21 protein-coding genes are annotated in these 20,052 nt (G+C 71.0%); 16 read left to right on the forward strand and 5 right to left on the reverse strand.

The window, feature by feature from the left end; translation table 11 throughout:
- Positions 1–4: 4 nt before the first annotated feature.
- From ACGFNK_RS17520 to ACGFNK_RS17590, 15 genes are all read left to right on the forward strand, one after another.
- Positions 5–391, forward strand: a complete 387-nt coding sequence (locus ACGFNK_RS17520) for a Zn-ribbon domain-containing OB-fold protein (RefSeq protein ID WP_189322675.1) — start codon at positions 5–7, stop codon at positions 389–391.
- Complete coding sequence (locus ACGFNK_RS17525) at positions 388–1,542, forward strand: thiolase family protein (protein ID WP_393416714.1); 1,155 nt, start codon at positions 388–390, stop codon at positions 1,540–1,542. Before ACGFNK_RS17520 ends, ACGFNK_RS17525 begins: the two co-directional genes overlap by 4 nt.
- 47 nt (positions 1,543–1,589) lie before the next feature.
- Positions 1,590–2,810, forward strand: coding sequence for an acyl-CoA dehydrogenase family protein (locus tag ACGFNK_RS17530; protein ID WP_393416716.1), 1,221 nt, complete (start codon positions 1,590–1,592; stop codon positions 2,808–2,810).
- 16 nt (positions 2,811–2,826) lie between these two features.
- A complete protein-coding gene (locus tag ACGFNK_RS17535; protein WP_393416718.1) occupies positions 2,827–3,807 on the forward strand; it encodes a phosphotransferase family protein in 981 nt (326 codons plus the stop codon).
- Between the two features lie 60 nt (positions 3,808–3,867).
- On the forward strand, positions 3,868–5,124 hold the full coding sequence (locus ACGFNK_RS17540) for an acyl-CoA dehydrogenase family protein (protein ID WP_393416720.1): 1,257 nt from the start codon (positions 3,868–3,870) through the stop codon (positions 5,122–5,124).
- Positions 5,121–5,897, forward strand: a complete 777-nt coding sequence (locus tag ACGFNK_RS17545; protein ID WP_386336429.1) for an SDR family oxidoreductase — start codon at positions 5,121–5,123, stop codon at positions 5,895–5,897. The genes ACGFNK_RS17540 and ACGFNK_RS17545 overlap by 4 nt, the downstream gene beginning before the upstream one ends.
- Positions 5,894–6,667 (forward strand): SDR family NAD(P)-dependent oxidoreductase, encoded by a 774-nt coding sequence (locus tag ACGFNK_RS17550; RefSeq protein WP_393416722.1) that lies wholly within the window; start codon positions 5,894–5,896, stop codon positions 6,665–6,667. Before ACGFNK_RS17545 ends, ACGFNK_RS17550 begins: the two co-directional genes overlap by 4 nt.
- The gene (locus tag ACGFNK_RS17555; RefSeq protein WP_393416724.1) at positions 6,664–7,473 is read left to right on the forward strand and encodes an enoyl-CoA hydratase/isomerase family protein; all 810 of its coding nucleotides are present in this window, start codon (positions 6,664–6,666) and stop codon (positions 7,471–7,473) included. The genes ACGFNK_RS17550 and ACGFNK_RS17555 overlap by 4 nt, the downstream gene beginning before the upstream one ends.
- Before the next feature lie 30 nt (positions 7,474–7,503).
- Entirely contained in the window at positions 7,504–8,652 is a 1,149-nt protein-coding gene (locus tag ACGFNK_RS17560) for an acetyl-CoA C-acetyltransferase (RefSeq protein WP_189322682.1), read from the forward strand.
- Between the two features lie 84 nt (positions 8,653–8,736).
- Positions 8,737–9,360 carry a TetR/AcrR family transcriptional regulator gene (locus ACGFNK_RS17565; protein ID WP_165338442.1) on the forward strand — a complete coding sequence of 208 codons (624 nt, stop codon included), beginning with the start codon at positions 8,737–8,739 and terminating at the stop codon, positions 9,358–9,360.
- A 203-nt stretch (positions 9,361–9,563) separates the two neighbouring features.
- A complete protein-coding gene (locus ACGFNK_RS17570; protein ID WP_189322683.1) occupies positions 9,564–9,944 on the forward strand; it encodes a nuclear transport factor 2 family protein in 381 nt (126 codons plus the stop codon).
- Complete coding sequence (locus ACGFNK_RS17575; protein ID WP_393416726.1) at positions 9,941–10,318, forward strand: hypothetical protein; 378 nt, start codon at positions 9,941–9,943, stop codon at positions 10,316–10,318. The genes ACGFNK_RS17570 and ACGFNK_RS17575 overlap by 4 nt, the downstream gene beginning before the upstream one ends.
- 37 nt (positions 10,319–10,355) lie before the next feature.
- Positions 10,356–10,676: an EthD domain-containing protein gene (locus ACGFNK_RS17580; protein WP_393416728.1), complete on the forward strand. Its 321-nt coding sequence runs from the start codon at positions 10,356–10,358 to the stop codon at positions 10,674–10,676.
- A gap of 91 nt (positions 10,677–10,767) precedes the next feature.
- Positions 10,768–12,276 carry a class I adenylate-forming enzyme family protein gene (locus tag ACGFNK_RS17585; RefSeq protein WP_393416730.1) on the forward strand — a complete coding sequence of 503 codons (1,509 nt, stop codon included), beginning with the start codon at positions 10,768–10,770 and terminating at the stop codon, positions 12,274–12,276.
- A gap of 78 nt (positions 12,277–12,354) precedes the next feature.
- Complete coding sequence (locus ACGFNK_RS17590) at positions 12,355–13,395, forward strand: MBL fold metallo-hydrolase (RefSeq protein WP_393416732.1); 1,041 nt, start codon at positions 12,355–12,357, stop codon at positions 13,393–13,395.
- Positions 13,396–13,463: 68 nt separating this feature from the next.
- Here ACGFNK_RS17590 and ACGFNK_RS17595 read toward each other — a convergent pair whose 3' ends face one another.
- Both ACGFNK_RS17595 and ACGFNK_RS17600 read right to left on the reverse strand, forming a co-directional pair.
- Positions 13,464–14,807 (reverse strand): ABC transporter ATP-binding protein, encoded by a 1,344-nt coding sequence (locus ACGFNK_RS17595; protein ID WP_393416734.1) that lies wholly within the window; start codon positions 14,805–14,807, stop codon positions 13,464–13,466.
- Between the two features lie 477 nt (positions 14,808–15,284).
- The gene (locus ACGFNK_RS17600; protein WP_393416736.1) at positions 15,285–16,334 is read right to left on the reverse strand and encodes an AraC family transcriptional regulator; all 1,050 of its coding nucleotides are present in this window, start codon (positions 16,332–16,334) and stop codon (positions 15,285–15,287) included.
- A 116-nt stretch (positions 16,335–16,450) separates the two neighbouring features.
- Between ACGFNK_RS17600 and ACGFNK_RS17605 the strand changes: the two genes are divergently transcribed.
- On the forward strand, positions 16,451–16,879 hold the full coding sequence (locus ACGFNK_RS17605) for a pyridoxamine 5'-phosphate oxidase family protein (RefSeq protein WP_393416738.1): 429 nt from the start codon (positions 16,451–16,453) through the stop codon (positions 16,877–16,879).
- Between the two features lie 199 nt (positions 16,880–17,078).
- Here the strand turns inward: ACGFNK_RS17605 and ACGFNK_RS17610 are convergent, their stop codons facing one another.
- From ACGFNK_RS17610 to ACGFNK_RS17620, 3 genes are all read right to left on the reverse strand, one after another.
- Positions 17,079–17,798, reverse strand: coding sequence for an alpha/beta fold hydrolase (locus ACGFNK_RS17610; RefSeq protein WP_393416740.1), 720 nt, complete (start codon positions 17,796–17,798; stop codon positions 17,079–17,081).
- Between the two features lie 44 nt (positions 17,799–17,842).
- Positions 17,843–18,814: an alpha/beta hydrolase gene (locus ACGFNK_RS17615; RefSeq protein WP_393416742.1), complete on the reverse strand. Its 972-nt coding sequence runs from the start codon at positions 18,812–18,814 to the stop codon at positions 17,843–17,845.
- A 182-nt stretch (positions 18,815–18,996) separates the two neighbouring features.
- Positions 18,997–19,977 carry a helix-turn-helix domain-containing protein gene (locus tag ACGFNK_RS17620; protein ID WP_393416744.1) on the reverse strand — a complete coding sequence of 327 codons (981 nt, stop codon included), beginning with the start codon at positions 19,975–19,977 and terminating at the stop codon, positions 18,997–18,999.
- Positions 19,978–20,052 lie beyond the last annotated feature (75 nt).

The raw sequence follows: 20,052 nt of genomic DNA on the forward strand, positions 1-20,052 counted from the left end.
CCGGATGGCCACGGATCCGCGGAGTCCGACCGTCGCCGTCGGGCTCCAGGGCTCGTGCTGCTCCGGCTGCGCGGTGACGGCCTACCCCGCGGAGGACGCGTGCCCGCGCTGCGGGGGACCGGCCGAGCCGGCGGTCCTCCAGGGCACGGGCAGGCTGTGGACCTGGACGGTGCAGCGGTACGCCCCCAAGTCCCCGCCCTACCAGGCCCCGCCCGGCGGCTTCGTGCCGTTCGCGCTCGGTTACGTCGAGCTGGTGGAAGGCGTGCGGGTGGCCGCCGTACTCGAGGTCGACGACCTCGACGACGTCCGCATCGGCATGCCCCTCACCGTGACCGCGGGCCACGGCGTCCCGCGGGCCAGGCCCACGACTCCCGGCGAGGAGGGCTCATGAGTACCGACGTACTGATCTGCGGCGCCGGGCGCACCCCGTTCGGCCGGTCGGAGGCGAGCGGCCGGCAACTGGCCGTCGGTGCGGTGAACGCCGCGCTGGCGGACGCCGGGATCGAGTGGTCGCGGGTGCGGGCCGCGTTCGGCGGCAGTGACAGCGCCGGCCTCGCCGACACGCTGGTGGCCCAACTCGGCCTGACCGGGGTGCCGTTCATCAACGTCAAGAACGGCTGCGCCACCGGCGGCAGCGCGCTGATCTCCGCCGTGAACGCGATCCGCTCCGGCATGGCGGACGTCGTCCTCGCCGTCGGCTTCGACAAACACCCACGCGGCGCCTTCGACCCTCGGCCCGAGGACTGGGGGCTGGGAGCGGAGTACGGCAGCGACGGGCTGATGGTGACGACCCAGTTCTTCGGCATGAAGATCCAGCGCTATATGTACGACCACGGAATCACCCCGCGCACCCTGGCCATGGTCGCCGAGAAGGCGTACCGCAACGGCGGTCTGACCCCGGAGGCATGGCGGCGCAAGCCGGTGTCGGCCGAAGAGGTCCTCGAATCCGGCATGGTCAGCGATCCGCTGACCCGCTACATGTTCTGCTCACCAGGGGCCGGCGCGGCCGCGCTGGTGCTCTGCTCGCCCGAAGCCGCGCGCAGCCTGGACACCCTGGACGGCCCGCCGGTCGCCTTGCGCTCGGCGGCCGTACGCACCCGGCGTTTCGGCTCGTTCGAGGTCTTCAGCCCCTGGATCCCCGGTGGTCAGCTGACCAGCGTCAGCCGTGATGCCTCGGCCGCCGCCTTCGAGGAAGCCGGGATCGGCCCCGGCGACGTCGATGTCTGCCAGCTGCAGGACACCGAGAGCGGCGCCGAGGTCATGCACATGGCCGAGTGCGGGTTCTGCGAGGACGGCGAGCAGGAGCGGCTGATCGCCTCCGGTGTCACCGAGATCGGCGGAACGCTGCCGGTCAACACCGACGGCGGCTGCATCGCCAACGGCGAACCCATCGGCGCCTCGGGGCTGCGCCAGGTCTACGAGATCGTCCAGCAGCTGCGCGGTCGGGCCGGTGAACGCCAGGTCCCGGGCGAGCCCAGGGTCGGCTTCACCCATGTGTACGGCGCCCCCGGCGTGAGCGCCTGCACGGTGCTGTCCCGCTGAACGAACGTCCCCGTTGAACGTCCCGCCGATCAGAGGTGGAAGAAGACATGAGCGATATCCCGGAAGCCGGCGCTGTCCCGGAGCCCGAGGAGTTCCGCGCCCAGGCCCGGCAGTGGCTCGCCACGGTCGCCAGGCCCCGCGCCGCCGACGAGGAATGGGGCAGCGGCTCCGACTCCGTCGCCGTGTTCGAGAACTGGACCGAGGAGCAGGAGCGCGAGCACACCGCCCGCATCCAGGAGTGGGAACGCACCCGCTACGACCAGGGGTGGGGCGCGCTCAACTGGCAGGAAGCGTACGGGGGACGTGGACTGCCCGCGTACTACGAGCAGCTCTACCGCACCGAAGAGGCGGCCTTCGACGTGCCGCACCGCACCGAGGTCTTCCCGGTGACGCAGCAGCTCGTCGCCCCCGCGATCGGCATCTGGGGCACCGAGGAGCAGAAGGAGCGCTGGCTGCGGCCCATGCTGCGCACCGACGAGCTGGCCTGTCAGCTGTTCTCGGAGACCGAGGCAGGATCCGACCTCGCCGCGGTGCGGACCAGGGCCGTGCGCGACGGCGACAACTGGGTGCTGACCGGGCACAAGGTGTGGACCTCCGGGGCCCGCGTCGCGACCTGGGGCGTCGCGGTGTGCCGCACCGATCCGGACGTACGCAAGCACGCCGGCATCACCGTCTTCCTGGTGCGCATGGACGCGCCGGGCGTGACCGTACGGCCCATCCAGCAGATGACCGGCGGCACCAGCTTCAACGAGGTCTACCTCGACGGTGTAGTGGTGCCCGACACCGACCGGCTCGGTCCGGTCGGCGAGGGCTGGCGTGTCACGCTCAGTGTGCTGGCCGCCGAGCGGCTCGACTCCGGCAACCTCGGCCTTGACAACGCCGACCGGGCGCTGGAACTGGCCGGGAACCTGCCCCGTCCGCTCACCGGCAGCGAACAGCAGCGGGCCGCCGACCTCCACATCCGCACCCTCGTCCAGCGGCTCATGGGACTGCGGGTGACCGCCGCCCTAGTCGCCGGACGCGCGCCCGGCGCGGAAGCCTCGGTCGGCAAGCTCTACGCCACCGAGACCATGCGGCGCACCAGCGATCTGGTCTCCGAGCTGCTGGGGGCCAGCCTGGTCGCGGACACGGGGGAGTGGGGCACCTACGCCTGGACGGAGCACCTGCTCGGCGCCCCCGGCTACAGCATCGCGGGCGGCACCGACGAGATCCAGCACAACATCCTCGCCGAACGCGTGCTCGGCCTGCCCAGGGAGCCGGTCCGATGAGTAAGGAGCACGTCCGATGAGCACGGCCACCCAGGTGCCGGAGCTGTCCGTCCGCGTTCGCGACCGGCTCGCCCGCCGCCACCCGGGCGCCTCGATCGGCGAGTTGACGGTGCTGCCGGGCGGCCACTCGGGGCTCACGTACTCCGTCACGGCCGGGGATCACAGGTACGTCGTCAAGGCAGTGCCTCCGGGGCAGCGGCCCGTCGGACGCAACGACGTGCTGCGTCAGGCGCGCGTGCTGGGGGCGCTGGCCGGGTCCGTGGAGCAGGTCCCGGTGCCGGGGGTCGTGGCCGTCGACGAGACCCAGCCGGCCTGGTTCGCCATGAACTTCGCGGTCGGCGAGGCCGTCGAGCCCGTACTCGACGAGCCCGAGGTGCCCGCCGCCACGGCCCGCGCCCGCATGCTGGAGATCGCCTCCGTCCTGCGGCGGCTGCACGCCACCGACACCCGTACGCCCGGGCTCGACGCACCGGAACCGCTCGACGCGGCCGGTGAGTTGGAGCGGTGGAGCCGCACCCTGCACGCCGTACCACCGGAACTCCGGCCGGGCGGCGAGGAGTTGCTGGCTCGCCTCGCCGCCGACGTGCCCGGCGGCATGCCACCGGTTCTGCTGCACGGGGACTTCCGGCTCGGCAACGTGCTGTGTGACGGTGAGCGCGCGGTGGCGGTCGTCGACTGGGAGATCTGGAGCGTCGGCGACCCGCGCATCGACCTCGGCTGGTTCCTGCTCTTCGCCGACCACCGCAACTTTCCCCAGCTGGGGCACGCCGTGCCCGGTCTGCCCAGCGAGGCCGAACTGCTGGACGCCTACCTCGGCGGCCGGCCCGCGCTGCCCGCGATGGACTGGTTCCGGGCGCTCGGCCGCATGAAGATGGCCGCGATCATGGGCCACAACCTGCGCCGGCACCGCGAGGGCAAGCACCACGACCCGGACCAGGAGCGACTGCCGCCGACCATCGCCGCGATGATCCGCACGGCACGCGACATCCTCGGCTGATCCGGACCGACCACACGAACCCCGGCACCCCGCACCCCGGCACCCCGGACAGGAGCAATCGTGGATTTCGGATTCTCGCCACGGGCGAGTGAACTCCAGGACCGCATGCGGTCGTTCATGGAGCAGCATGTCTTCCCCGCCGAAGCGGTCTACGACCGGCAGCTCGCCGAAGGGGACGACCCGCACGCGCTGCCGCCCGTGATGACCGAGCTGAAGGAGAAGGCGCGCGCCGAGGGGCTGTGGAACCTCTTCATGGCGCACGGCGACTGGGGCGCGGGGCTCACCAACCTCGAATACGCGCCGCTCGCCGAGCTGGCGGGCCGCTCCGTCATCGGCCCCGAGGTGTTCAACTGCTCGGCGCCCGACACCGGCAACATGGAACTGCTCGCGCTGTTCGGCACGCCCGAGCAGCAGGAACGCTGGCTGCGGCCCCTGCTGGACGCGGAGATCCGCTCCTGCTTCGCCATGACCGAGCCGGAGGTCGCCAGTTCCGACGCCCGCAACATCCGGACCCGTATCACCCGCGACGGCGACAGCTACGTCGTCAACGGCCGCAAGTGGTACACCTCCGGGATCCTCGACCCCGACTGCAAGCTGATCATCCTGATGGGCAAGACCGATCCGGACGCGCCCACGTACCGGCAGCAGAGCATGCTGCTGATTCCCCGGGACACGCCGGGCGTCACGGTGCTGCGCGACCTGCCGATGTTCGGCTACACCGACCGGTTGGGACATGGTGACGTGCTCTTCGAGGACGTCCGCGTGCCGGTGGAGAACATCCTCAGGGGCGAGGGGGAGGGCTTCGCGCTCGCCCAGGGACGGCTCGGTCCGGGGCGGATGCACTACGCGATGCGCGCCGTGGGCTTCGCCGAACGCGCCCTGCAGCTGATGTGCGAGCGCGTCACCGAACGCACCGCCTTCGGCGGGCCGCTCGCCGACCAGGGCGTGGTGCGTGAGTGGATCGCCCGCAGCCGCATCGAGATCGAGCAACTGCGCCTCCTCGTCCTCAAGTCCGCTTGGCTGATGGACACGGTCGGAAACGCCGCCGCACGCATGGAGGTAGCCGCGATCAAGGTCGCGGCGCTGGAGGTCGCCCACAAGGTGGTCGACCGCGCGGTGCAGGCGCACGGCGCGGCGGGGGTCAGCGACGACACCGTACTGGCGCGGCTGTACGCGATCACGCGTGCGCTGCGCATCGCCGACGGCCCCGACGAGGTGCATCTGCGGACGGTGGCCCGCCAGGAACTCGCCAAGTACCGCAAGACCGGCCCGAAGAGCGAACACCGGACGACCGACACGAAGGCAGGAGCAGCGTGAGTGCCAACACCCTCGACGGCAAGGTCGCCGTCATCACCGGTGGATCCCGCGGCATCGGCCTCGGCATCGCGACCGCCTACCGGGCGGCCGGCGCGCACGTGGTGATCGCGGCCCGCAAGGCGGCCGGACTCGCCGAGGCACGCGAGGAGTTGCTCCGCGTCAAGGGCGACGGCGACGTGCACACGGTGGTGGCCAACGCCGGCGAACCCGAGCAGGCGGAGGCATGCGTCGACGAGACCATGTCCCGCTTCGGCCGGGTCGACGTCCTCGTCAACAACGCGGCGACCAACCCGTACCACGGCGACCTGCTCGACCTGGACCTGCCCCGCGCGGAGAAGACCGTACGCGTCAACCAGTACGGCATGATCGCCTGGACCCGCTGCGCGTGGCGGGCCTGGATGGCCGAGCACGGGGGAGCGGTGGTCAACATCGCCTCCGTGGGCGGGCTGATCGTCGACCCGCACATCGGCTACTACAACGCCACCAAGGCCGCCATGCTGCACATGACCCGGCAGCTCGCCTACGAACTCGGCCCGCGGGCGCGGGTGAACGCCATCGCCCCCGGTCTGATCAAGACCGAACTGGCGCGGGCGGTGTGGGAGGTGCGTGAGCCGATCCTCACCGCCAAGCTGCCGCTGCGGCGCCTCGGCACGGTGGAGGACGTGGCGAACGCGGCGCTGTTCCTGGCCTGTGACGCCTCCTCCTGGATGACCGGCCAGACCCTCGTGCTCGACGGCGGAGCGACCGCCCTGCCGATCGGAGTGGACGAGTGAGCGCGCCGCAGTCGACCGCCGAGCTGTTCTCGCTCCAGGGCCGGACAGCCCTCGTCACCGGCGCCTCCGCCGGGCTCGGCGCACGCTTCGCCGCCGTCCTCGCGCAGGCCGGCGCCACCGTGTTCGCCGCGGCCCGCCGCATCGACCGGCTGAAGGAACTCGCCGACTCCGACGCCCGCATCCACCCCGTCGCCTGCGACGTCTCGCTCGCGGCCGACCGTACGCGGCTGGCCGAGACCGCGCTGGCCGCCACCGGCCGTCTCGACATCCTGGTCAACAACGCGGCCACCTCCGGCGAGACCCGCGCCGAGGACGAATCGCCGGATGCCTTCGCCGACGTCCTCGGCGTCAACCTCACCGCGCCCTACCACCTGGCCCGCCTCACCGCCGAGGCACCCGGTGACACGGGCGGCAGGAGCATCATCAACGTCTCCTCCATCCTCGGTCTGGTGACCGCCGCCCCCCTCGGCGGCGCGAGTTACTCGGCGTCCAAGGCCGGACTGATCGGCCTGACCCGGGAGTTGGCCGGACAATGGGGTCGCAGCGGCATACGTGTCAACGCGCTCGCCCCGGGCTGGTTCCGCACCGAGATGACCGCCGACCTCTTCGGCGACGAGCGCTCCAGCCGCTGGGTCGAGCGCAACACCCTGCTGGGGCGGGGCGGCGAGGGCCACGAACTCGACGGCGCGCTGCTGTTCCTCGCCTCGGACGCCTCCTCGTACTGCACCGGACAGGTGCTGACCGTAGACGGCGGATGGACGGCGCGATGACGGCCGGAGCGATGAGTGTCGGCATCGAGATCGACGACGACGGCCTTGCCCGCATCACCCTGCGCCGGGGCGAGGCGGGCAACGCCATCGACCTGGACATGGCGCGCGGACTGCTGGACGCGGCACGGATCTGCGCACGTGAGGCCGTACGGGCCGTGCTGCTCACCGGCGAGGGGAAGTCCTTCTGCGTCGGCGGTGACCTCAGGGAGTTCTCGCGCCTGTCCGGCGAGGCGCTGGAGAAGCACCTCACCGCGGTGACCGACGCGCTGCACGACGCCCTGCGTACGTTCGCCGCGGGCGACGCGCCCGTGGTGGCCGCCGTGCAGGGAGCCGTCGCGGGCGCGGGCATCGGTCTGGCCGCGGCCGCCGATGTCACCCTCGCCGCCGACAACGCCTCGTTCACCGCCGCGTACACCGGTATCGGTTACTCACCGGACGCCGGAGTCAGCTGGTTCCTTCCCCGCCTGGTCGGGCACAAGCGAGCCCTGGACCTGCTGCTGACGAACCGCCGGATACCGGCGGCGGAAGCCGCGGACATCGGACTGGTGAGCCGCGTCGTCGCCCAAGACCGACTGGCCGCCGAGGCCGCGCGCACGGCAGAGACCCTGCGCGGTGGACCCACCGCCGCCTTCGGGGCCACCCGTCGCCTCGTCGCCGCCGGGCTGACCGCGGACCTCGGTCCCCACCTGGACCGCGAGGCCCGTGCGCTCGCCGCCGCTGCCGCCTCCGACGCGGGCCGTGAGGGCGTAGCCGCCTTCCTGGGCAAGCGGGCGCCCGACTTCACGCGCGTCCCGCCCAGCAGCTGAACCCGTACCCGAAACCCCCTGGAGCCCACCGTGTCGGAAGCATTCATCGTCGGAGCCGTCCGCACCCCCGTCGGCCGCCGCAAGGGCACGCTCAGCGGCGTGCACCCCGCCGACCTCGGCGCCCATGTGCTGCGCGCCCTGCTGGAGCGCACCGGGGCCGACCCGGGCGCCGTCGACGACGTGTACTTCGGGTGCGTCAGCCAGCTCGGCGCACAGACCGGGAACATCGCCCGCACGGCCTGGCTGTCGGCGGGGCTGCCGCAGCACGTCCCCGGCACCACCATCGACCGCCAGTGCGGTTCCTCCCAGCAGGCCGTGCACTTCGCCGCCCAGGCGGTCGGCTCCGGCGCCGCCGACCTGGTGGTGGCCGGTGGTGTGGAGGTGATGAGCCTGGTGCCCATCGCCAGCCCGATGTTCGTCGGCGAGCAGGCCGGCATGGGCAGCCCGTTCGCGGGGGACGGCTGGCGCGAGCGCTTCGGTGACCAGGAGGTCTCGCAGTTCCGCGGGGCTGAGCTGATCGCCGAGAAGTGGGGCATCTCCCGTACGGACATGGAGCGGTTCGCGCTCACCAGCCACCAGCGGGCCCTCGCCGCCCAGGCCGACGGCGCCTTCGACGACGAGATCACCCCGGCCTTCGGGCTCACCGCCGACGAGGGCCCGCGCGCCGACACCACCCTCGAGAAAATGGCCGGCCTTAAGACCCTCACCGAGGACGGCCGGCTGACCGCCGCCGTCTCCAGCCAGATCTCCGACGGCGCAGCCGCCCTGCTGATCGCCTCCGAGGAGGCGGTGCGCCGTCACGGTCTGACCCCGCTCGCGCGCGTGCACACCATGGCCGTGGTCGGCTCCGATCCGATCCACATGCTCACGGGTCCGATTCCCGCCACCGAGAAGGTCCTGGACAAGGCCGGGCTGTCGATCGGCGAGATTGACCTGGTCGAGATCAACGAGGCCTTCGCCTCCGTCGTCCTCGCCTGGCAGAAGGAACTCGGCGCCGCCCCGGAGCGGGTCAACGCCTTCGGCGGGGCCATCGCGCTCGGGCATCCGCTCGGCGCCACCGGTGCCCGGCTCATGACCACGCTCGTCCATCAGCTGCGCAGGACCGGCGGACGCCATGGTCTGCAGACGATGTGCGAGGGCGGTGGCATGGCCAACGCGACCGTGCTCGAGCGTGTGTGACCTGAAGTCGATTGGCAACTGAGTTCAGCTTGGGGCTACTCTCGGGTAGGACCAGATGGGCGGCAGCCAGGAGACAGGCGGATCATGGGGACAAAGATCGTTGAACCGGAAGCGGGACCCAGGTCCAAGCGCGCCGCCATCCTGGCGGCCGCCGTCGACTGCTTCGGCGAGACCGGCTTCGAGGCCACCAAGTGGTCCACCGTGGCGGAGCGGGTCGGTATCGGGCAGACCGCGCTGTACCACTACTTCGAGTCCAAGACCCACTGTCTGCTCACCATCATGCGGCTCGAGTTGCAGCGTTCCCACGACAAGTTCACGGAGGCCACCGCGGACGCCGCGGAGCCGGTGGAGGCGCTCCGGGCTGCCGTACGTGCGGCGTACGACGTCTCCGACCAGGAGGTTCTGCAGATGCGCATCCTGCAGAACCACATGGACCTGCTCTCCGGCCCGCGCAAGTCCAAGCGGGAGGAGGCCGAGCGCGTCGCGGCCCGTCAGCTGGTCCAGCTCGTAGAGCGGGACTGGACGAACCTGCTGGTGCGGGGCATGTCCCAGGGCGCGTTCCCGTTGCGGGACGCGCAACTGCTGGGATCGAGTGTGCTCGGCCTGATCGTGAGCGTCTGGCGGTGGTACCGGCCGTCGGGGCCGACGCCGCTGTCGGAGGTCAGCGAACTGATCGAGGGTGCCTGCGTGCGGATGGTCGCCACGTGATGCCCTGAGCGGCCGCTGTCGGCTTCCCGGTAAGTTTTCCTGCCCCCTGGCGGACATTTCGTCAGGGGGCTTTGTCGTGCCCGTTTCCGGCGCCGCGCTACCGCCGCGGAAGCTTCGTGACGCACTATTGCCAGGCCTGTTTCCGCGGGATTACCATCCAAACTGAATTGAACTTGGCTCAGGTTGATCTGAAGAGGGTTCCTATGGCGTTGCGTGACTACATGGCCAGCATGGACAGCCGGCATCCGGAGCGGACGCTGGACCTGCTCGAACCCGATTTCCGCTTCCTCATCGCCCTGCCGGGCAAGGAGGTCATCGGCAAGTCCAGGGAGGACTTCGCCGCGTACATCGCGGGCCGCAATCCCGTGGACCGGGCGCACGAGATCCTGCGCTACAGCAGGGACGGCGACGTCGAAACCGTCTACGGAGTGGTGACGGAGGGCGGGCGGTACTGCGGCTCCTTCCTCTCAGCCGCGGTCGTGTCGCCCGACGGACTCCTGGCCCGCTACCAGTCCTTCTTCACCACTTCCTTCGAGCTCGTCGACTGGTCCGGGCAGGCCGCGAACGAAAGGAGCCGGACATGACCGACACCTCGACCGCGGCCCCCTTCCTCACCGCATGGTTCGAGATCCTCGACGGGGACGAGCCGTCGCGGATCCTCGATCTGATCAGTGACGACTTCTCGCTGTCCATCCTGTTCTCCACCGGCGACGGCAACGCCACCGACTTCGCCGGGGACCGCGCCGCCCTCGTGGGCTACCTCGAACAGCGCGAGAGGGGCACCCGCACCCACCATCGGCTGTCGGCGACCACGCTCGGCCAGGACGAGCTCTTCCTGGGAGAGGTACGACGCGCAGGTGTCCCTGAGGCGAGCTTTGTCGCCGCCGGGCGGGTGAACGCAGAGGGCCGGCTGCAGCGCCTGCTGATCGGCCGCTCGTCCGAGATCCGCTTCGACTGACCGCACATCTTCACCCGACCGCGTACGGAGGACCGTCATGTACAACCTCGTCCTGCTGGCAGCTCGGCCTCCGGAGTGGACGCACGAGCAGTTCATCGAGTGGTGGCGCGGCGACCACGCGGAACTGACCTACCGCCTGCCCGGACTGCGTGCCTGGCGGCACACCGGGATCGACGCCGCGCTGGAGCCGCGCTCCGAAGGCTGGGACGGGATCTCCGTGCTCAGCTTCGACTCCCCGGAGGACCTGAAGAAGGCCCTCGCGAGCGCCGAGTGGGCGGAGGCCGTCGCACAGGTCGGTGACATGAAGGGCCGCCGCATCGCGGTGATGGGGCACGAGGCGGAGATGTTCGCCGCCTGAGGCGCCTGGACCAACAGGTCCCGGTCCACCAGCACAGCAGGCACCGCAGCGTTCAGTAGACGGAGTTCGGCACAGCGCAGCGAGGGACGAGATGCGACAGGTAGTGCGGGAGTTCCAAGAGAAGGCGGACGAGGCCGACTTCGTTGCCGTCATCGATGACACGGGCAGCCATACGGCCCGGCAACTGCTCGACGAGGCCACACGGCTGGCCGGGGCCCTGTCCACCGGCACGGCCGGCGGAGCGGGCGGCACGGTCCTGGTCCAGGCGGACAACTCATGGCGTACTGTCGCCGCCACCATCGCCGTGGGCCTGAGCGGCGGGGTGATCGCGGTGGTCAATCGGCACACCACACACGCCGAGTTCACCGCGGCCTGGGAGGACATCCGCCCGGACGCCGTCGTCGCCGAGCCCTCGGCGATGGAGGAGTGGGCGGTGACCGAACGGCTGCCGGGACCGGCACAGACGGTGCTCGACGGCTGGACGTGCCTGTCCGCACCCCAGAAGCGCGAGGTGTCGCGCTGGTCCGGCGGCGTCCTGATCGGCCTCACCTCCGGGTCGACCGGGCGGCCCAAAGGCGTCGTACAGTCCGAGCAGGCCCTGCGCTATGCCGCCACGAGCACCATGACCGTCAACGGCCTGTCGCCCGGCGACGCCGTCGCCGCGATCGTGCCGCTGTCGTCGACGGCGGCGTACTGCTTCGGCGTCTACCTCTCCCTCCTGCTGCGCGGGCCGCTCGTCATGACGGGGAAGTGGGACAGGGCCGTCGCACTGCGGCGGATGGCCGACGCCGACGTCCGCTGGACCATGTGCGTACCGACCATGGCGCTGCAGATGGGTGCCGAGGCGGCCGGCTCCGGCATCCTCCGCGGGGTCCGGTCGATCACCGTCGGCGGCGGACCCATGGACCGCGGCGCCCTGGCGCGGGCCGAGCAGTCCCTGGGCACGAGGATCCTCCGCGTCTTCGGTATGTCCGAGTGCCTCGGCCACACCTCGCCGAGCCCCGACGAACCCGAGGAGATCCGGCTCGGCAGGGACGGCCGGCCCTTCCCGGGCACGGACGTGCGCGCCCTCACCCCTGACGGGCAGATAGCCGGACCGGGCGTGACCGGCCGGGCGCAGGTGCGCGGCCCTTCCCTCTTCCTCGGCTACGCCCGCGACGGCAAGGTCGATCCGCCGGCGCTGACAGAGGACGGCTACCTGCCCACCGGCGACCTGCTGATGACCCACGAGGACGGCAGCATCAGCATCATGGGCCGCGAGAAGGACATCATCATCCGCGGCGGCCGCAACATCGACATCACGGAGATAGAGCGCGCGGTCGCCAGTTACCCGCGGGTGGCCAGGGCCTGTGTCGCGGCGGTTCCCGACGACGTCCTCGGCGAACGCGTGGCGCTGCTCGTCGTCACCGAGGACGGCGGCGGCATCGACCTGGCCGAGGTGACCGGTCACCTGGAGAGCGTCGGCCTGTCCAAGACCAAGTGGCCCGAATTCGTTTTCGGCGTCGACGAACTGCCCCAGACCAAGGTCGGCAAGCTCGACCGGAGGGGGGCCCGGGACCTGGCCGTCAGACTGAATTCCCCTATGGTCGACCGGACCTGACGAGGCAACACACTGCGAAATGTGCCGTCGCGCGTGCCATCGTGCATGATCCACGGCGGTACATCAAGGAGGAGGAACATGACAGCGCGGTTCGACCAGGGCCCGTGGGCCGCCGCCGGGGTCCAGACCGTACAGCCCGGGGTGCATCGCGTTCCTCTGCCACTCCCCAACGACGGCCTGCACGCCGTCAATGTCTATCTGTTGGAGGACCTGGCCGACGACGGGGGCCTCGTCATGATCGACGGCGGCTGGGCGATCCCCGAGGCGCGCAAGGCGCTCGAGGAGGCCCTGGCCGCCATCGACCGCGACCTCGCCGACATCAGCCACATCCTGGTCACCCACATCCACCGTGACCACTACACGCATGCGGTGGAACTGCGCCGGCTGCTGGGCTCGCGCGTCTACCTCGGCTCGGGCGAACGCCCGGGCCTGGAGATGCTCGACCGACTGCGCAGCGACCTACCCGCCGGCTCACTGGAGACGCTGCGCAGGGGAGGAGCCGGCGAACTCGCCGACCGCATCGCGGCGATGGACCACGGCGGCTACGACCCGAGCGTGTGGGAGGCCCCCGACCGCTGGCTCGCCGCCGAGACGCTCCGCTTCGGCGAGCGCGAACTGCACGTCGTACCAACTCCGGGACACACCAAGGGACATGTCGTCTTCCTGGACGAGCAGCGGGGGCTGCTCTTCTCCGGGGACCACGTCCTGCCGCACATCACCCCGTCCATCGGCTTCGAGCTGGCCGAGCCCGGCGGCCGTCCGCTCGCCGACTACCTGGACTCGCTGCGGCTGATGAACCGTTACGCCGACGCCCGCTTGCTGCCCGCGCACGGGCCGGTCTCCGACAGCGCGCACACCCGGGTCGCCGAACTGCTCGCCCACCACGACGACCGGCTGGCCAAGAGCCTGACGGCGCTGGGCGAGGACACGCTCGACGCCCACGCGGTGGCGCGCAAGCTCGGATGGACGCGCCGGGCAGTGCCGTTCGGCGAGCTCAGCGCCTTCAACCAGATGCTCGCGGTCAACGAGACGGCGGCGCACCTGGATGTCCTCGTGCTCCGAGGTCGGGCGACGGTGGCGTTCGTGGGCGGCGTGAACCAGTACACGCGCGTGCGGTGACACCACGGGCCTGTGCGGTTCCGGCACCAAGGGCCGGCGTGCCACGCCCGGGAGATCACCCAGGAAGATCACTCCTCCAGATCCGGCAGCCGCGCCGCGGCCGGGCTGATGCGGTCGCCGTGCTGGTCGAAGACGAACAGGTGGGCGAGGTCGACGAGCAGGGGGATCTGCATGCCGAGGCGGAGTTCGATGTCGGGGGTGGTGCGGACAACCAGGTCACCGGGGAGGCGGCTCTCCTGCGTTGTCGGTGCCGGCTGTTCGGGCTGCGCGTCGTGCGGGTCGTCCAGGACCACGACCGGGCCGGCGCGCAGGGCGCCCGCGCGCTCCCGGATGCGGCCCAGGACCGTACCCTCACGGCGGCGGCGACGGATGGCGCGGGCGGGGTACGGGGCCTCGAGATCCGGCACGAGGGCGGGCTGGGAGCCGGTGTTGAAGTGGACGAGGACCTCGTGCCCCTGGAACTCAAGGTGCTCGACCAGGCCGCTGATCGGCACCTCTCCGGGACGTGCGGAGGCGGGCTTGGCGATGCGGATCGCCTCCGAGCGCAGCCCGACGATGACCTCCCGGCCCTGCTGGACCCGCAGCAACTGGTGGTCCAGGGACAGGGGTTCGGGCAGGCGTAGGTACTGGCGCCCCAGGTTGATGGACATCGCGCCGTCGATCGGGGCGCGGACCAGGCCGCGCAGCAGGTTGATGCGCGGCGTGCCGATGAAGGCGGCGACGAAGACGTTCCGGGGCAGCGCGTACACCGAGCGCGGGGAGCCCACCTGCTGGAGCACTCCGCCGCGCAGTACGGCGACCCGATCGCCGAGCGACATGGCCTCGGCCTGGTCGTGAGTGACGTACACCGTCGTGACGCCGAGCTGCCGGGTGAGCGTGGAGATCTCGGCCCGCAGGTGGTTGCGGAGCTTGGCGTCGAGGTTGGACAGCGGTTCGTCCATGAGGAAGGCGCTGGGCTGGCGCACGATGGCCCGGCCCATGGCCACGCGCTGGCGCTCGCCGCCGGAGAGCTGGCGGGGGTAGCGGTCGAGGAGGTCCTCGATGCCGAGCATGCGGGCCGTCGCGTCCACGCGGGGGCCGCTGTCCTCACCGGGACTCTCGATGCGCAGCGGGAAGCCGATGTTGCCGCGGCTGGTCATGTTCGGGTAGAGGGCGAAGTTCTGGAACACCATCGCCATCTCCCGCTCCGATGGCTGCAGAGCGTTGGCGTGCTCGCCGTCGAGCAGCAGATCGCCCTCGGTGATCTCTTCGAGGCCGGCGATCATCCTGAGCACGGTGGACTTGCCGCAGCCGGACGGCCCGAGCAGCACGAGGAACTCGCCGGGTGCGATGTCGAGCGAGAGCCGGTCCACCACGCGGACGCCCCGCGTATAGGCCTTGCTCACGTGGTGCAGAGAGATGGCGCGTGTCATGGCAGATGCCCCCGAGGGCTTGCTGAGCGCTGATGCTTCGCTGTCGGAGGTCCCGGGCGGGTCGCACGGGACTTTTGAGTCACGGGAATTACACGCGACTTGAGTCACGGAAATTAACGGACCGCACACGTCCGGGGGAAGACCCTGCCGGGATCGAATGGTCCCGTCCCGGCAGATGAGAAAGCGGACTGACTGATTCAGTCGGCAGTCCGGGAGCCCCGGGGCATGGGCCGCGGTCGTGTGGGGCCGCAGGAGTCGCGGGCACGACCACGCCTGGGCGTCCACGGTCGGCATCCACCACCGAAACGCCAGAGCCCCGACGCCAGTTCGCCAATCGTCATCGTCATCGTCATCGTCATCGTCATCGTCGGCAAGCGGCAAAAGCAAAGATCCCGTGTGCGGTGTGCGGTGTGCGGTGTGCGGAGTGCGGTGGGGTCATGCTCGGCCGCGCGTCTCCATCGCCGATCGGAGTTCCGATCAACTGGTGGCGGCGGCCTCGGGCTTCAAGGGTCGGCTCACGCCTGGTTCAGGGTTCGAGCCGGCCGGGCCGGTGCGGGCTGGAACGTGCCGCTCGGCCGCCCGGGAGGCAGTGTTCGCGGTGCGCCGGAACTCGCTTGGGTTGGTGCCTCGGACCCGTTTGAACGCTGCGCTGAACCCGAACGGGTCGGAGTAACCCACGGTCCGGGCAATGTCCGCGACGGTTGCCTCCTCCTGCTCGACCAGTAGGTCTGCGGCGAGCGTCATGCGCCAGCGGGTGAGGTAGGTCAGCGGCGGTTCGCCAACCAGGTCGGCGAACCGCTTGGCCAGCGTGGAACGCGAGACACCGGTGTGCTCGGCCAGCGCGGCGACCGTCCAGGGCGCCGCCGGTTCGGCGTGCAGCAGGCGCAGCGCATCGCCGACCACCGGGTCCTGCTGGGCGGCCCACCAGGCCCGCGGCTCGCCGCCGGGCCGGTCGAACCACTCGCGCAGCGTGCACACCAGCATCCAGTCCAGCAGCCGGTCGAGTACTACCTGCTGGCCCGGAGTGTCGACGGCGACCTCGGCGGCGACGTGGTCCAGCACGGCGTCAGCCGTGCCCCCGGCGCCCACGCGCAGCACGACGGGCAGCGCGTCCAGCAGTCGGCGGCTGATCTCGCCCCGCACTGGATAGGCGCCGACGATCAGGGTCGTCGCACCGCGGCCGTCACCGGCGTCCCCGCCGCGGTCGCACCAGCCGCGCCGGTGCCGGGTCCCGCCCTGCTCGGGCGTCGCGCAGTGCTCGCCGCACGCGATCGGTTCGGCCGAGGTGTCGACCTCGTCGACGAAGGTGAACGTCGACGGGCCGCGCACGACGATCGTCTCGCGGGCGCGAAGCGGCTCGGGCGGGCCGTGCTCCGGCACGATCCAGCCCGCCCCGGTGAGGACGGTGCACAGGGTCAGCGGCGCGCCGTCCACGAAGTGCAGCGCCCAGGGCGAAGTCAGGGTCGAGCTGCCGAACAACGAGCCGTGGGCTCGCACCCCGCGGATCAGGTCACTGAACACGTCCACCTCAGCGAGGTTAGACGAATACACAGGCAATCCGGCTTCTTGCCTATGGGCTCGTCCGAGTTGACGCTTTTCAATGACCTCGGAACCATTCCCCCTCGCCTATCGGAAGGGCTGTGATGAGCGCCGACGCCAGTTCGCTGACCACCCAGGACCTCGAGTTTCTCCGACGTCCCCTGCACGGGTTCCTGTCCGTGGCCGGAGGGCCGCTCCCGCCACAGCCCCGGCCGGTGTGGTTCGAGGCCACTGCCGCGGGCACGATCCAACTGTTCACGGACCCGGACTCGCTCAAAGTGCGGCGCCTACGCCGCGACCCCCGCGCCTCGATCGTTGTCGCCGCCCCAGTCGGGGAACGCGAGCGCTGGCTGTCGGTCGCCGGCCGCACCACGGTGGAACCCGACGGAGCACACGACCTGTGCGCCCGCCTGGCCGCTCGCTACTGGGACCTCGACGACCCGGCCCGCGCCGACGACCTCGCCGGGATCCTGGCCGCAGACCAGGTTCGTCTCGTCATCCACCCGGAGACCGTAAGTCGCTACATGTACTGACCTTCGTGTACTGACCTTCGTGGCAACTTGCTGACCGACGCGGCAGTGGTTCTGGTGGCCGCCTGTTCCCGGCGCCGCTCTTGCCGCCGGTGTGCGCCGGCGGCGCTGGTCGGAGTGGTCGCGATGTCGCGCCGTTGAAGAAGGCAGGCGGCGCGGACGGACGCCATACCGGAGTCCGTCCGCGCCGACTGCCGCCTCGTCAGCCAGTCGTCGCGCGAACCGCGTCGCGGATCAGGTCGGCGACCTCCTTCGGCTGGGACACCGCCACCGCGTGCGAGGCGCCCTCGAGTTCGACGACCGTCGCCCCGGCCCGCTTCGCGCCGAAGCGCTCCACCTCGGGGTTGATCGCCTGATCCGCGCCGGCCACCAGCGCCCAGGAGGGCTTGGTCTGCCACGCGGCCGCGGCGGCGGTCTCCTCGAACGCCGCGGCGGCGAGCGGGCGTTGGGCCGCCGCGAGGACCTTGGTGACGGCGGTCGGAACGTCCGCGGCGAAGATCTCCGGGAACGCCTCGGCCTTGATGGCGACCTCGACCGAGGGCTCCGCGCCCTCGACCGGGTACGTCCACTCCTTGAGGTTGCTGACCAGCGGCGAGAGCGGGAAGCGGCCCTGCAGCTCACCGAGGCTCTCACCCTCTTCGAGGACGTAGGCGGCGACGTAGACCAGACCGACCACGTTCTCCGTGGTGCCGGCCACGGTGATGAGGGCGCCGCCGTAGGAGTGGCCGACCAGCACGACCGGGCCGTCGATCTGAGACGCCACGGACGCGATGTACGCGGCGTCCGACGCCAGGCCGCGCAGCGGGTTGGGCGGCGCCACCACGGGGATGCCGTAGTTCTGCAGCTCCGCGACGACGCCGGACCAGCTGGCGGCGTCCGCGAACGCGCCGTGCACGAGAACGGCGGTGGGGGTGGTGGGCATCGGTGGGTTCTTCTCCCTCGGTTGTGTGAGTACGGGGCGCCGGGTCAGTGGCCGTGCAGCGCGGAGCGCAGCGTGCCGGTGGCCAGCGTGATGGCGGCCTGGGCGGCGTGGGTCTCGCGCAGGGCGTTGAGCATCACGAAGTCGTGGATGATCGCCTGGAAACGGACGGCCGTGACCGGCACACCGGCCTGGCGCAGCTTGTTGGCGTACGCCTCGCCCTCGTCGCGCAGGACGTCCGCCTCGCCCGTGATGACCAGTGCCGGGGGCAGACCGGTGAGCTGCTCGGTGGTCGCCCGCAGCGGCGACGCGGTGATCTCGGCGCGCTCGGCCTCGTCGGTCGTGTACTGGTCCCAGAACCACTGCATGCCGTCGCGGCGCAGGAAGTAACCCGTGGCGAACTGGTGGTACGAGCCCGTGTCGAAGCTCGCGTCGGTGACCGGGTAGAACAACACCTGCTGGACCAGGGGCACGTCACCGCGCTGCTTGGCCATCAGGGTCAGCGCGGCGCTCATGTTGCCGCCCACCGAGTCACCGGCCACCGCCAGCCGGGAACCGTCGAGGTTCTTGGCGGCGCCCTGCTCGACGATCCAGCGGGCGACCGCGTAGTTCTGCTCGATGGCGACCGGGTAGCGGGCCTCGGGGGAGAGGTCGTACTCGGGGAAGACCACGGCCGCGTTCGCGCCCACGGCGAGTTCGCGCACCAGGCGGTCGTGGGTGTGAGCGTTGCCGAACACCCAGCCCGCGCCGTGGATGTAGAGGATCACCGGGAGCGTCCCCTCGGCGCCGGCGGGTTTGACGATACGGGCCCGGATGCCGCCCGTCGGGCCGCCCGGGACGGTGATCCACTCCTCGTCGACGGCGGGCTTCTCGATCTCGCCGGACTGCACCTCGTCGACCGCCTTGCGGCCCTCGGCCGGCGGCAGCTCGAAGAGGTACGGCGGATTGGCGGTCGCCTCCACGAAGGCGGCTGCCGCCGGCTCCAGCACCGGCTGAACCGGCTCGACGGCATCGGACATGTGGTTCTCCTGATGTTTCGTGGGTGGTGTTCGTGGGTGATGTGCCGGGGGGCGTCGATCAGCACGCTAAAACCGCGAGGCCGACGCAAATGGCCCAGGAGCGCACCGGAAGTGATCCCACAGCGCACGGAAAAGGGGTGCCGCAGGAGGCAGTGCACCGGTGGTGCACTGTCGGCGTGAATTCAGTGCGCTGCCGGGACACTCGGCCGTATCGGTCTGACGCTCACCGCGTCTCCGCGTCCACCGCGTCCACCGCGTTCAGCGGCCGCGCCCCCCGGCCCCGCGGTGTCCCGCCACTCGCTCGGAGACATGCCGTACGCGGCCCGGAACACCCGGCTGAAGTGCGTGGCGCTCATGAAGCCCCAGCGGCCGGCGACCGCCGCGATGGTCCGCCGGCCCCGGATGCCGAGTAACAGGTCGCGCCGGCACTCCTCGAGCCGGCGGCGCTGGATCCACCGGCCGACCGTCGTGCCCTCGTCCTGGAAGAGCTTGTGCAGGTACCGCACCGAGATGTGATGGGCACCGGCGATCGCCTCGGGCGACAGGCCCGCGTCGGCCAGATGCAGATCGATGTGGCGCAGGATCCGTGACATCAGCGGTGACGGGGCGTCGGGCGTACCCGTCGCGTCCCTGCCCAGCTGCTCGGTGGCGAGTGTGGCCAGCAGGTTCACGGCGTTCCAGGCGAGCATCTCGCCGACCTGGGGCGGGGACGAGGCGGCCGTGTCGGCGAGTTCCGACAGGAACGGCGACAGCAGCGTGCCCAGCCGGGAGGTCCGGGCCACCGGAGCCGTCACGACCTGCTGTACGTCGCACTCCTCCAGCCCCAGCGACTCGCGCGGCACGAGGAAGACCTTGAGGCGGACCTGCTCCGGGAAATCCGGCGTGGGAGGCCGGCGGGCGTCGTAGAAGCAGATGTCTCCAGGTGCGAGGAGGACGTCCGGGGGCCGCCGTACGGCGGGATCCGCGGAGCCGCCTCGTATGCCCACGAAGAGGTACTCGCCGCTGTCCCGGGCGAGCAGCCGGTGCGCTGCGGGCCTGGGCAGCCCCTCACCGGGCAGCCGGGCGGGCGTCTCGTCGGAGACGACGATGTCGAGGCCCATGAGCATCCGGCACACCCGCCGCTCGCCGCCCTCGACTCCGATGGTGCTGATGTCGGACGTCATCTGTCGCTGCCTCCGAGGCTTGCCAACAACCGTCATTCACTGCGCTCGGAGCGTAGGAAGGAGGATGTGTAAAAA

The sequence above is a fragment of the Streptomyces sp. NPDC048825 genome (assembly GCF_043198355.1).
Lineage (GTDB): Bacteria > Actinomycetota > Actinomycetes > Streptomycetales > Streptomycetaceae > Streptomyces > Streptomyces xiangluensis.